14 protein-coding genes are annotated in these 12,085 nt (G+C 48.1%); 12 read left to right on the plus strand and 2 right to left on the minus strand.

Annotated features, from left to right (window positions below; all coding sequences use genetic code 11):
- Positions 1-2: 2 nt before the first annotated feature.
- Both aroA and C8J48_RS06245 read left to right on the plus strand, forming a co-directional pair.
- Positions 3-1,289 (plus strand): 3-phosphoshikimate 1-carboxyvinyltransferase, encoded by a 1,287-nt coding sequence (aroA, locus tag C8J48_RS06240; protein ID WP_245891186.1) that lies wholly within the window; start codon positions 3-5, stop codon positions 1,287-1,289.
- Between the two features lie 166 nt (positions 1,290-1,455).
- Positions 1,456-1,959: a hypothetical protein gene (locus C8J48_RS06245; RefSeq protein WP_146160455.1), complete on the plus strand. Its 504-nt coding sequence runs from the start codon at positions 1,456-1,458 to the stop codon at positions 1,957-1,959.
- A gap of 41 nt (positions 1,960-2,000) precedes the next feature.
- Here C8J48_RS06245 and C8J48_RS06250 read toward each other — a convergent pair whose 3' ends face one another.
- On the minus strand, positions 2,001-2,222 hold the full coding sequence (locus C8J48_RS06250; RefSeq protein ID WP_107725462.1) for a hypothetical protein: 222 nt from the start codon (positions 2,220-2,222) through the stop codon (positions 2,001-2,003).
- 276 nt (positions 2,223-2,498) lie between these two features.
- Between C8J48_RS06250 and C8J48_RS06255 the strand changes: the two genes are divergently transcribed.
- Positions 2,499-2,891: a DoxX family protein gene (locus C8J48_RS06255; protein ID WP_107725463.1), complete on the plus strand. Its 393-nt coding sequence runs from the start codon at positions 2,499-2,501 to the stop codon at positions 2,889-2,891.
- Positions 2,892-2,976: 85 nt separating this feature from the next.
- Here C8J48_RS06255 and C8J48_RS06260 read toward each other — a convergent pair whose 3' ends face one another.
- The gene (locus C8J48_RS06260; RefSeq protein WP_107725464.1) at positions 2,977-3,927 is read right to left on the minus strand and encodes an agmatinase family protein; all 951 of its coding nucleotides are present in this window, start codon (positions 3,925-3,927) and stop codon (positions 2,977-2,979) included.
- A 160-nt stretch (positions 3,928-4,087) separates the two neighbouring features.
- Between C8J48_RS06260 and C8J48_RS06265 the strand changes: the two genes are divergently transcribed.
- From C8J48_RS06265 to C8J48_RS06305, 9 genes are all read left to right on the plus strand, one after another.
- Positions 4,088-4,768, plus strand: a complete 681-nt coding sequence (locus C8J48_RS06265) for a helix-turn-helix transcriptional regulator (protein ID WP_107725465.1) — start codon at positions 4,088-4,090, stop codon at positions 4,766-4,768.
- Positions 4,769-4,901: 133 nt separating this feature from the next.
- Entirely contained in the window at positions 4,902-6,407 is a 1,506-nt protein-coding gene (putP, locus tag C8J48_RS06270; protein ID WP_107725466.1) for a sodium/proline symporter PutP, read from the plus strand.
- Positions 6,408-6,630: 223 nt separating this feature from the next.
- Positions 6,631-7,803 (plus strand): hypothetical protein, encoded by a 1,173-nt coding sequence (locus tag C8J48_RS06275; protein WP_107725467.1) that lies wholly within the window; start codon positions 6,631-6,633, stop codon positions 7,801-7,803.
- A 103-nt stretch (positions 7,804-7,906) separates the two neighbouring features.
- The gene (locus tag C8J48_RS06280; RefSeq protein ID WP_107725468.1) at positions 7,907-8,461 is read left to right on the plus strand and encodes a YpiB family protein; all 555 of its coding nucleotides are present in this window, start codon (positions 7,907-7,909) and stop codon (positions 8,459-8,461) included.
- Positions 8,462-8,521: 60 nt separating this feature from the next.
- Complete coding sequence (locus C8J48_RS06285) at positions 8,522-8,956, plus strand: DUF2487 family protein (protein ID WP_170105217.1); 435 nt, start codon at positions 8,522-8,524, stop codon at positions 8,954-8,956.
- Positions 8,957-9,119: 163 nt separating this feature from the next.
- The gene (locus C8J48_RS06290; protein ID WP_107725470.1) at positions 9,120-9,644 is read left to right on the plus strand and encodes a Rieske (2Fe-2S) protein; all 525 of its coding nucleotides are present in this window, start codon (positions 9,120-9,122) and stop codon (positions 9,642-9,644) included.
- 3 nt (positions 9,645-9,647) lie between these two features.
- The gene (gene qcrB, locus C8J48_RS06295; protein WP_107725471.1) at positions 9,648-10,319 is read left to right on the plus strand and encodes a menaquinol-cytochrome c reductase cytochrome b subunit; all 672 of its coding nucleotides are present in this window, start codon (positions 9,648-9,650) and stop codon (positions 10,317-10,319) included.
- 27 nt (positions 10,320-10,346) lie between these two features.
- Positions 10,347-11,165: a menaquinol-cytochrome c reductase cytochrome b/c subunit gene (locus C8J48_RS06300; protein WP_107725472.1), complete on the plus strand. Its 819-nt coding sequence runs from the start codon at positions 10,347-10,349 to the stop codon at positions 11,163-11,165.
- A gap of 89 nt (positions 11,166-11,254) precedes the next feature.
- A complete protein-coding gene (locus C8J48_RS06305) occupies positions 11,255-11,911 on the plus strand; it encodes a DUF1405 domain-containing protein (RefSeq protein WP_107725473.1) in 657 nt (218 codons plus the stop codon).
- Positions 11,912-12,085: the final 174 nt, after the last annotated feature.

Genomic DNA, 12,085 nt, shown 5'->3' on the forward strand with positions numbered 1-12,085 from the left:
CATTGACGATACAACCCGCCGCTTCACTGCAGGGAGAGGTTACGGTACCCGGTGACAAATCGATTTCGCATCGGGCGGTGATGTTTGGGGCGGTGGCACAAGGCACAACGCGGGTAACAGGGTTTTTACCCGGTGCGGACTGTTTAAGTACGATTGATTGTTTTCGCCGTATGGGGGTAGCGATTGAGCGGGAAGAGGAAACAGTGGTCACGATTCATGGCCGTGGTTGGAACGGGTTGACGGAGCCGGATTCCTTCTTAGATGTGGGGAATTCCGGTACTACGATCCGTCTGATGTTAGGGATTTTGGCAGGGTCTCCCTTTTATTCGGCAGTGATCGGGGATGAATCGATTGCGCGTCGTCCGATGGATCGGGTAGTGGAACCCTTGCGCCGGATGGGGGCACAGATCGAAGGGAGAAAAGGTGGTTCTTTTACCCCCTTGGGGGTTCGTGGTGGCAATCTGTCGAGTATCGAACATGTGAGCCGGGTTGCCAGCGCACAGGTGAAGTCGTGTCTGCTCTTGGCGGGATTGCGGGCGGACGGTATCACCCGTATCCAGGAGCCGTACCGCTCGCGCGATCATACGGAACGGATGTTGCCGGCATTTGGGATTGAGCTACAACAGAGCGAAAATGAGGTTTCGCTGTCCGGAGATCAGCAATTATCCAGCCCTGGGGAGGTACGAGTGCCTGGGGATATCTCCTCTGCCGCTTTTTTGATTGCAGCGGCTCTCATTGTGCCTAACAGCCATATTACGATTCGCAATGTCGGCTTAAATCCCACCCGCACAGGCATTTTGGATTCGTTCCGTGAGATGGGGGGAGCCATCGAGATAGTAGAGACCGGTGAATGGTCTGGTGAAGCGGTAGGCGATATCACAGTAACATCTAGCGCTCTTAAGGGGGTCGAGGTAAAAGGTGATCGCATTCCCCGGCTGATCGATGAGATTCCGATATTGGCCGTTGTCGCCACACAGGCGAATGGTCGAACGGTTATTCGTGATGCGGCGGAGTTGAAGGTGAAAGAGACGAATCGTATCGCTGTAACCGCACAAGAGATGCGTCGATTGGGTGCCGTGGTGGAAGAGACGGCGGACGGATTGGTGATTGAAGGGCGCACGCCTTTAAAAGGTAGCCACTGTAACAGTCACGGTGATCATCGCATTGGCATGGCGACTGCGATTGCAGGACTGATTGCTGATGGTGGGGTTACGGTGGGGCGTGCCGGTGCCATCGATATATCGTTCCCTGGCTTTGAGCATACACTCCATCGATTGACGAATGGTTAAGTCGAATCAGAAAATTTGTGAAAAACTCTTGACCTGGGATCATGCCCTGCTTATAATAAGTTTATAGTATGGTTTCTCTCCACTCCTATCCATTACTACCGCCCCAAAAGGGCGGTTCTTTTTTATGCGGTGGTTACATAGATGTACATGCAGGGGGGTGTATCAAATGGAGTCAAGCCATCGGAGGAGACGAACAGCCATGTTGGGAGAGATGGTGTTTGTATTGACAGCCATTATACTCCTGAAAGAATGGGTGTTTCCATGGTTGATCTGGCAATGGTTTCCCATTGGCGACGATGCCGCCCGCATGTTGGAATGGATGGTGATGATGGTGGCGGTTGTCACCTGTTATGCCTATGCCGGTTTTGGCTCCATTTCCGCTCATGTTTACGGCCAGTCAACAAGCAACAGCATGGTGATGTGGGGGCTGCTTCACTTGCCTGTGCTGGTATCCTTAACCCCTCTAAATGTTCCCCTGTTAAACGAAGTCACCCATACATGGTATGGGTTGATCGGTGATGGTTTACGTCTCTTTATCCCAAAACTTCCCCCAGAATCCGGGATCATCCCCTTGATCGCCCTTCTCTTTTTCTGGGCGGGAAGGGCGATCAAGGTTTCTGAAGGAAACGTGGAAAAGCAGCAACAAAGGCAGGGGCGTGCTGCCTCTTAAATATACAGGTATAAGGCATATCCGATAATGGAATCTTCCACTTAATTCTCCTCTTCACGTCCACAGAAATATTGATGTGCTTGACGGATAAAATCGGCTAAAAAAGAGCCCGAAGCAGGAGCCGGGCTCTTTTTGAAAGACAAAATCAGGGGTTCATCATCTTTTGTCGTTGGAATTTCGTTCAATAAATGCAAGTATTCTTTCGTTAATCTCATCAGGATACTCGCCGTAAGTTCACCAACGGTGTAAATCGATTGATCCATATCCCTTTCCTCCCATTTTTATTGAATCATATGACGTAAGGTCATGTGCAAGCAAAAGAATGCGAGTGTCGGCTATTTTTTTGATTATAGTAAGTTAAACAAGTTTGCAACACAGACTGTAATAAGGATCGTAAGTTCCGCTCTCACAAAGTGAGGTTCAGTAACAACTAGAGGAATGAATGCATAAGTTCTGATTCAGCAAATTAGAAGAAACGTCGAGTCATTTTCGATGCTAAAGTAAGCTTACCGGGAAGCGACTGCGAAGGGGGTAAAAAAATGACGAAAGTCATTTCAAAAAGCAGGCTTTGGACGGCGAATATCATGAGTGGCGTTGTAATCCTGTTTATGGTTTTCGACAGCGTAATGAAATTTGTTAAGCCTGCTGCGGTTGTAAAGGGAACACTTGAACTCGGATATGGGGAGCATCACATTGCAGTGATTGGAACACTTGGACTGCTTTCAACCGTTCTTTACACTCTTCCCCGCACGTCTGTTTTAGGGGCGATAATGTTGACTGGTTATTTTGGCGGGGCGGTTGCTACGCAAATTCGGATGGATTATCCGCTTTTTTCACATACGTTGTTTCCAGTCTATATCGCAATTCTCGCTTGGGGAGGAATTTGGCTGAGGGATAATAAAGTGCGAGAGTTATTCCCGTTTCGGACTTGAGGAACGAGTAAATATCCATGAGGAGAGACTCTCAACTGTGAAACCACATCAAAAAGAGCCCGGTGTAAGAACCGAGCTCTTTTCTTCATCCCTGCTTTTGCTTAATGATCCCCGCTAACACATACAAAATAATGGTGGAAGCGAGGTGGGCAGAGAATTGGTTCACATCCGACTGTGGGTAGACTTCGACAAAATCCATGCCCACGATCCCTTTTTTGCCGAATTCGTGGATAAGGGTTAAACATTCATAGGAGGTTAGGCCGTTTCCATCCGGCGGGCCACCGGGGTTAAAGGCATAATCCATCACATCACTGCAGATGCTCAAATAGACCACATCCACATCGCGGCTGGCCTGTGCATAAATCTGGTCAGCCAACCGGTATAAATTCCCGTGTTCCCGTATATCACGGCTGGTGATGGTGACGGCTCCCGCTTTGTTGGCCAGTTGGCCACTTTCTGGTTTGTTGCGGGGGCCGTGAATACCAGTATGAATGATGCTTTCATTGCGCACGCCCTCCAGCTCATACAGGCGAGCAAAGGGCGTGTTACGCGCATATAAATCATCATTGTGAGCGGGGTAGTTGTCATAATGCGCATCCAGATGGATGATGCCGACTTTAACATTGCGCGCTTCAATCAACCCTTTCACAATCGGATAGGTAACGCTGTGATCTCCGCCCAGTCCGATCGGAAAGACGTTATGATCCCATAGGTTTGACTTTGTAAATGAGGTAATCCGATTCATTGTTTCAGTCGAATCATTGGGATTGACCGGGATATCTCCGAGGTCGCCCAGTTTTAAGTGTTGAAACACATCAATACCATCCAGCTCAGGGAGAAAGCCGGAATATCGTTTTGAAGCTAACCGCATCACCTTGGGCCCCAATTCACAGCCGGTATAATCTCCCCAGGTGACACCACCTTCAAATGGAATCCCATAGACAACGGCATCGAGGTGGTGCAAAGGGGTTCTCGGCCTAATTTTTTCTCCGTTGAGGAAACAAGGGGTGTTTCCGTAAACAAAAGCGTTACCCATTGTTGGCCACTTCCATTTCATTTTTTAATCATTATATAAACGTCTATGTTATCAGTCAAATTTCATCCTTTCCATTTCGCTATAATTAGAGATTGAGTTGACTTTTTAATTAATCATATTTACTATAAGTAAAAATCGAGAAGGAGGGATTGTTTTACGAATGGAGAAAAACGTCCCTGTAATCTTTCTACCCTATATTGAGATCGCTGATATGATTGTGGAAACTTTCGGTGATCGGGTAGAGGTTGTGATACACGATTTGCGTCAACCTTCTTCATCCTTGATCTATATCAAGGGGAAGGTGACTCGCCGCCCCGTCGGTGCGCCAACGACCAATATTATCTTGAAGGAGTTAAGGCGGCATGGAAACGACGTAAAAAATAAATACGGGTTTACTTCCCGAACCGTAGACGGTCAAATGCTTAAAAGTTCGATTTTGTTTATTCGCGATCAAGAGCAACAAGTGATTGGATATTGTGGGATCAATTTTGATATGACGGCGTTATTACAGGCTCAAACGGTATTATACGAATTAACGTTATCGACAGGTTTACCCTATATCCATGAATCGGATATGACTGAGCACTACGCGAATAATATGGAAGAAGTGTTTGAGGCGATGATCAAGGAAGTGTTGCATTTGTTTCCGATGAGTGTGGAGCAAATGAAAAAAGAGGAGAAAGTGGAGGTGATCCGAGAGCTGGATGAAAGGGGGATTTTCTTGGTGCAGGGGGCCTCGGAACGTATCGCTTCCTTGCTGAATGTATCCAAACAAACGGTCTACAATTATTTGGATGTGGTGCGAAAGCAGGAAAAACGCCTAGAAGATCGTAAGGGATAAAGGGTAAAGGAGGGATCACGATGGAATACTCATTTACTCCATGGACTTGGTTTTGGATTTTCTTTCCGATGCCGCTGCTGATTGTGTGGGCACTTGTATCGTATGTAAAAGCGAAGAAGGGGGGGGATGCGGAGTGAATCCGACCATTATCACTTTTTGTGTCTATTTGTTCCTGTTGCTTGTCATCGGGGTGATTACGTATCGCTTAACAAATTCAATGTCTGATTACGTTCTGGGCGGCAGAAAAATGAACAGCTGGGTAACCGCTTTTTCTGCTTCAGCAAGTGACTTCAGCGGTTGGCTGTTGCTGGGATTGCCCGGAGTGGCGTATGCTTCCAGCGTCAGTGAGTGGAGTCTGTTTATCGCGATCGGTTTAGCTGTCGGCGCTGCGATCAATTGGCATTATGTCGCAAAACGGCTGCGTAATTATACTGCCTATTCAAATGATTCGATCACTATTTCTGAATTCTTGGAAAACCGATTCCGCGATCATTCCCATCTCCTGCGAATTGTTTCCGCCGTCTTTATCGTTGTTTTCTTTTTGTTTTATACCGCATCAGGGTTGGTGGCTGGTGGTGTGCTGTTTGAGGCCACCTTTGGCATCGATTATACGTTGGCGTTGACGCTCGGGGCGATTATTATCTTTTTGTATACTTTTCTCGGTGGGTTTATCGCGGTTAGTTACACGGATTTTATCCAAGGGTTGCTGATGTTTCTGGCATTGGTGATCACTCCGATTGTAGCCATCATACAACTGGGCGGGTTCGGGGAATTGTTTACAGCGATCGGACAGGTGAATCCTTCACTGCTGGATATTTCGCAGGCGGTGGAGTTTGACTACCAGAGCGGTGTGTTCTGGGAGACGACGGGCTCCATTGCTCTTGTATCCATTGTTTCCGCATTGGCCTGGGGCTTAGGCTACTTTGGACAACCCCACATTTTAACGAGGTTTATGGCGATTCGTAGCACGGCCGCCATTCCCAAATCCCGTCTGATCGCGATTGTCTGCGGCCTGGTTCTGCCTCTGTACGGTGCTATCGCGGTCGGGATGATCGGCATAGCCTATTTTGGTCCGGATAACCCCTTAAATGATCCGGAACATGTCTTTTTACAACTGGTTCAAGTCGTTTTCAACCCCTGGGTGGCAGGAATATTGTTGGCAGCGGTGTTATCCGCCATCATGAGTACGATCGACTCTCAGCTGCTCGTCTCCTCCAGTGCGTTAATCGAAGATTTTTATCGGGTCTTTGTTCGGAAAAAAGCGACACAAACCGAATTGGTATGGGCTAGCCGGACAGCAGTTTTTCTCATTGTCAGCATCGCCTTTATACTGGCGCTCAACGAAAGCAACACCGTCTTAAATCTCGTTTCATACGCTTGGGCGGGTTTTGGAGCGGCTTTCGGTCCTGCGCTGTTATTTTCGCTGTTTTGGAAGCGAACAACCAAATGGGCAGTGCTTGTTTCCATCATTGTCGGGGGAGGAACGGTTTTACTGTGGAAATATACCGGTTCGGAACTATATGAAATTGTTCCCGGTTTTCTCTTAGCTTCACTTTCCATCGTCGTTATCAGCTTGCTGAGTAAAGAACCACCACAAGAGATTCAAGATGAATTTGATCATGTCAAACAGATGCCTTAACAAAGATAAATGGATACCGTGAGATCCTCCCGTTGCTGCGGGGGGATTTTTTTGAGGGAAGCGGCTAAGATGGGTCAATGTGGATGAAGCGGAGACAATACACTTTTATAATCCCGAAATTGTAAACAAGTTTGCATCACAAACATCATCCTTCAACAAAAGTATGATTCGCTCTCCAAAGAGCCAAAATAGAAGAGAAGAGGTTGGAAAGAGGAGCGAAACAATGAACTTTGCCGATCTATTGACGTATGCGGATATCGAGCATCTAAAAAGAATGGCAAACCATTACCGGTGTGGAGCAGATGTTCACTCTAAAGGTGATTTAATCGCATCACTACTAAATCACTTAGGACGCCCTTCCCGCTTGTCGGGGATGATGGATTCGCTGGAGGAAGCTGAGGTTCGATTTTTGGAACAACTCTGCTTTGATAGCCGCGAACGTTATAGTCAAGAAGATTTGATCGCCAAAGGACGGGCGGCTTTAGGAGAAAAGGAAGAGAATCCACGTACGTTGGTACGGACTGGTCTTGAGCGGGGGTGGATATTTCCGGGTGTTCATCGAGGGGATCGGATGTTGTTTCATATCCCACAGGATTTGCGCCATCGAATTCTGCGCTTATTTGCGGATAGAACAATGGTAAAAGGTGAACCGGAACCGGCTTTTATCCGCAATGAGGTGGGAATGTTGGCAGATGATTTGCTCCATTTCTTGCGCTTTCTGATGGAGCAGGAGGTGCCACTCACATCGGAGGGGAGTATTTATCGCCAGCAGCAGCGCCAATTGTTTAAACGCTTTTCTGTTCCTGAAGAGCTGGTGGATCGCAAAGGATGGCGCTTTGGTTTTGGACGTCGCTACCATCTGTATCCCGATCGCTTTTCACTGCTCTATGATTATGCTTTTTTCCGAGGGTACATCCGGGAGGAGGAAGAAAGTTTTCGCCTATGTTTAAGTGCGGATGGAATCGGGAAATTACAGAGTAAGGACAATGAGGAAGGGCGGGAGTTGTTTCGGTTTTGGATGCGTCTCTATAAAAAGCCGATTTCACAACTACCGGTAATTGTCCGCTGGATTGATCTATTGGCTCATACACGATGGTTTCCGTCGGACCGATTGGAAGAAGCGGTTTCCCACTGGCTGCAGCCGTTTTATTATGAAACACCTTCCTCGCTGTTTCAACGAATCATCCGGATGATGACTCATTTGGGTTTAGTGGCGGTAGGACGAAACGAAAAAAAACAACCCTGGGTCCGTATGAATGAGGGCGGCCACATCTGGTTACAGGGGTTAAATGGTTTTGCGGAAAAGAAGTTGGATAGCCGCTTTAGTGACTCCATCACAGGAAACAAAATCCAGATTCGTTTACCGGGAGGAAACAAGCGCTTGGACATGGAATAGGATGTAGTAGAACGTTGCTTTTCCGCGCATGGTTCAGGGGATCGTAACGTATAGTTGAATAAAGTTCGCAATATTCAATGTGGAGCGGATGGGGGGACGGAATATGAGCGATTGTGTCACGATCTCTGAAAAGAAGGAGTTTATTCAATGGTTCCTGAACCGTTGTGAGCTACAAAGACGGGAAGCTGCTTGGCTCCTCAATTACCTCTCTTCGGATGATGAAGTGCTCGGTCGCACCCATTTTGTTGACTGCTTGCGCCATCTTCCCAAAACGATGATCGTTTCCGCCCGATGTGTATCGATGACGCCCTTTCAGTATTCAAAACGAAAGCGAGTCACTTCCGACGTGGAAACCGCCTTTTACGATATTCGGTCTTGTTCCAATGATGACTTGTATATTACGCTCCATTTTGAGGATAAGACCAGTTGCCCAGAATACGCCGCTATAGCTATATTGGAGGTAAATCCGATGGAAAGACAAGATCTTGTCCAAGATTCCTTATTCGGTCTGTTTGCGGAGGTCATCCTCGATCAAGCGGTTCGGGATTATCGCAAGAAGGATTTGTATCGTCGTATCGATGAAGCGTTGGCCAATGGTGACGAGCAGCAATTCTTACAATTAACCGAACAGTGGTTAAAAATCATCGAAAAACAATGATGGGTTCGATATAATGTCCGGCAGAGGCCGGTCTTTTTTCGTGCTTTGGGAGGTGGTTTTGTGCGGCTTTCTCAAATTGATCCCGATAAATGGAGCCAAACGGCCGCATATGTGGACACCTTGTTGTTGCCGGTCTATCGTATCCGATTTCCGGATAAACGACTGGATGTAGAAGAAGCGAAACAGGTAAATCGGATTGCCGCCTTGGTGGAGGGAAATTTAAAGGGACGACTCTTTCTTACCTCCCCGATCCCTTATGGAACGCAGACGAGAGAAGTGTGGCACCGTTACTTGAAAGAAGTTATTAACGAATTTGCTGCCGCTCCTTTTTTGCATGTGGTGATTTTAGCCCCGACAGACTGGGAGTTACCAAGCTTCTCCGATATGAAAGGTGTTATCGGGATCACCGTTTCGATGGATGAGGATATTGAAACCGCCGCCAATCGTGTGGTTGAACAAATTGTGTCGATGTGGCAAACTTCAGAAGAGGTATGACTCGATTGACAGAGGGAATAGTATATTCTGACTGTATCACAAGCAGAGGCACGTCCTTGACATGGGTTAAAGCGGTTGGCTATCATGGAAAATGTCCTAGTAAACCGTTTATGGTTCCAGTCCGGTTGGACGTTATGCTGTATAGAGGGAGGTCGGACGAGTCGTGAGCGAAAGTAAACAAACAGAGGGTAAACCGGGTATCTCGCGGCGTCGGTTTTTAACGTATACCATCGCCAGCACAGCCGGATTTCTCGGTTCAACCATGCTTTACCCCATGGTACGCTTCGCCATTGACCCGATATTGCAAAAAGGGACGGACACAGAATTCGTGGACGTCGGTTCCGTTGACGAATTCACTGAGAGGCCGAAGTCCGTCCAGTTTCGCATTAAACGGAAAGATGGCTGGTACGAACCGGAAGAAGGGGAGAGTGCCACCGCCTGGGTATCGAAAAAAGGAGATGCAATCCTAGCGTTATCTCCCATCTGCAAACACTTAGGTTGCACAGTCACATGGGAAGGTGGAGGGCACCTGAAACAATACTACTGCCCTTGCCATGGCGGTCTGTATGAAGAAGATGGGACTAATGTACCGGGAACGCCACCTACTGGGCCGTTGGATCAATACGCCTATCGGGTGGAAGGCGGAAGATTGTTGCTGGGCCCCACCCAGCAGGGAGGAGGGGCGTAGGCCATGTTGACGAAAGCGTATGAATGGTTGGATGAACGGTTGGACATTACACCCATGTGGCGTGATCTGGCCGACCACGAAGTGCCGGAACACGTCAACCCGGCCCATCACTTTTCGGCGTTTATCTACTGCTTTGGCGGATTGACGTTTTTTATCGTCGTTATCCAGATTCTTTCGGGAATGTTTCTGGCGATGTATTATGTGCCGGATATCGAGAACGCTTGGGCTAGCGTGGACTATCTCCAGAATGAAATCGCATTTGGACAGATTGTCCGAGGGATGCATCACTGGGGTGCCAGTGTCTCGATCGTGATGCTGTTTCTTCATACCCTACGCGTGTTTTTCACCGGCTCATACAAGCATCCGCGTGAATTTAACTGGGTCATTGGGATGTTGATTTTCTTCACCATGCTAGGTCTTGGTTTAACCGGTTATCTGTTGCCCTGGGATAACAAAGCATACTTCGCTACCAAGGTGACAATTGAAATCGCCTCCAGCGTCCCTTTCCTGGGTGACAGCATCGCCTCATTTATGCAGGGGGGAGAAATCGTTGGCGCCCAGACACTGGCCCGTTTCTTCGCGTTCCATGTGTTTTTCCTCCCCGCTCTTTTGCTTGGATTGTTGGGGGCCCACTTTATCCTGATTCGTAGACAGGGAATTTCGGGTCCGCTATAAGTCTAATGTGTTAGGGGGGAAATGTTCATGGCACACAACTCGGACGGGAATGAAAAACAGGTCCATTATGTGGGTGATTCCCGTGTAAAAGCAAAAAAAGAGAAGTTATATCCCAAAGATTACTCCGAGTTCCCAGGGAAAACGGAAGCGTTTTTTCCAAACTTCCTGTTGAAGGAATGGATGGTGGCGGTCGTTGTGATGGTCGGTTTCATGGCTCTCGTGATGGCTCATGAACCGCCGTTGGGTGAACTGGCCGATCCGACCAATACCAGCTTCCTGCCGGTACCGGACTGGTACTTCTTGTTCCTTTATGAGTTGCTCAAGTTTGAATGGGCCTCCGGTCCGTTTGTGGTGATTGGGACAGTGGTTGTTCCCGGTGTGATGTTTGGAGCATTGATGTTGGTTCCCTGGTTGGACCGTTCCAAAGAGCGTCGTCCCTTTAAACGTCCGGTTACAACCGGTCTGATGATGCTCAGCTTGATCTCGATCGTCATTCTCACATGGGCAGCGGAAGACGAACACCAGAAACAGTTAGCCTCCTTGCCTAGAGGTGCGGATGAAAATACGGAAATTGTGGCGGTGGAGGATCCAGGCTTTGAGATTTATAAGAACAATGCCTGTGTCAACTGTCACGGTCAGGAGCTGGAAGGGCTCCAAGGGCCGTCACTAAGGGGGATCGGTGATGGTTATACAGAAGATGAGCTATTCGACATCATCGATCACGGAAAAGGAACGATGCCAGCAGGTATGTTCCAAGGAACGGAAGAGGAGAAAAAAGTGCTGGTCGACTGGTTGCTGAAGCAGACGACTGGGGAAGAGAAAAAGGAAGGTCAAAGCGACCATTAAAGGTTCGAGCAAAAGCGGCTCGCAAACCATACTGTTACATAACTCGGCCGATCGGCCGAGTTATTTTTTTATAGTGGGAGGAAGCAACGATGTGGAAATGGTGTTGGCAAACCTTTCTCAGCTGGTTGGACCACAGGTGGTTCCTATGGCTGCTGTTTATAATCAATTTCTTGGGAACCATTTATGGCTTCTATTGGTATAAAAATCAGTTGGTTTCCATCGGCAGTTGGCTTAACCTATTTGTTCCCGACAGCCCGACCGCCAGTGCGGCGTTTACGTTGGTATTGCTGGTATACCTGATCAAACGGCGAAGTCCGTTATTGGAAGCTTTTGCAGCCGTCACCTTATTTAAATACGGGATCTGGGCGGTAGCGATGATTTTTGCCGGTGCATGGCTGAACGAGCCACCGCTGTTGGAAGCGCTCCGGTGGACGGATTGGATGTTGACGATTTCTCACTTAGGGATGGCGTGGCAAGCGATCTTATACAGTCGTTTCTTTACTTTCGGCATCCGCGAGCTAAGTCTTGTGGCGGCTTGGACGTTGTTAAACGATTGTTTGGACTATGGTCTTGGTATCCATCCATGGTTGCAAGTTTCGCTCTATGATCATCTCGCGGCAGTGGCCGCTTTTACCGTGGGGCTGAGCTTTGTCAGTTTGGCGTTGTTTACTTGGTTAGTTCTCCCGCCACGCCCTGAACGGAAATGGGAGTTGCCGTCGCTAATGGAAAGGCAAACCGAAAAATGAATATCCCACGCTCGGTCAACAGCTGTGGTAATGGACTTTGCTCCTTCAGTCTGGTGCGCTAATCCTCTCATCACTTGTTGAAGCGGGAGGCTTCTTGTGTACATTCGTTAAAACACTTTTTTCTCTTCATGTTCGGACAGGCCGTGGCATAGGATGGGAACAAGGGTGAGTACG

The organism is Desmospora activa DSM 45169, from assembly GCF_003046315.1.
GTDB classification, from domain to species: Bacteria; Bacillota; Bacilli; order Thermoactinomycetales; family DSM-45169; genus Desmospora; species Desmospora activa.

Excerpts from the sequence above, each read along its gene's own strand:
- C8J48_RS06255 (WP_107725463.1), top strand. The coding sequence starts at position 2,499 with ATGACGAAAGTCATTTCAAAAAGCAGGCTTTGGACGGCGAATATCATG.
- C8J48_RS06260 (WP_107725464.1), bottom strand. The coding sequence starts at position 3,927 with ATGGGTAACGCTTTTGTTTACGGAAACACCCCTTGTTTCCTCAACGGA.
- C8J48_RS06245 (WP_146160455.1), top strand. The coding sequence starts at position 1,456 with ATGGAGTCAAGCCATCGGAGGAGACGAACAGCCATGTTGGGAGAGATG.
- C8J48_RS06265 (WP_107725465.1), top strand. The coding sequence starts at position 4,088 with ATGGAGAAAAACGTCCCTGTAATCTTTCTACCCTATATTGAGATCGCT.
- C8J48_RS06280 (WP_107725468.1), top strand. The coding sequence starts at position 7,907 with ATGAGCGATTGTGTCACGATCTCTGAAAAGAAGGAGTTTATTCAATGG.
- C8J48_RS06300 (WP_107725472.1), top strand. The coding sequence starts at position 10,347 with ATGGCACACAACTCGGACGGGAATGAAAAACAGGTCCATTATGTGGGT.
- C8J48_RS06275 (WP_107725467.1), top strand. The coding sequence starts at position 6,631 with ATGAACTTTGCCGATCTATTGACGTATGCGGATATCGAGCATCTAAAA.
- C8J48_RS06250 (WP_107725462.1), bottom strand. The coding sequence starts at position 2,222 with ATGGATCAATCGATTTACACCGTTGGTGAACTTACGGCGAGTATCCTG.
- qcrB (WP_107725471.1), top strand. The coding sequence starts at position 9,648 with ATGTTGACGAAAGCGTATGAATGGTTGGATGAACGGTTGGACATTACA.
- C8J48_RS06305 (WP_107725473.1), top strand. The coding sequence starts at position 11,255 with ATGTGGAAATGGTGTTGGCAAACCTTTCTCAGCTGGTTGGACCACAGG.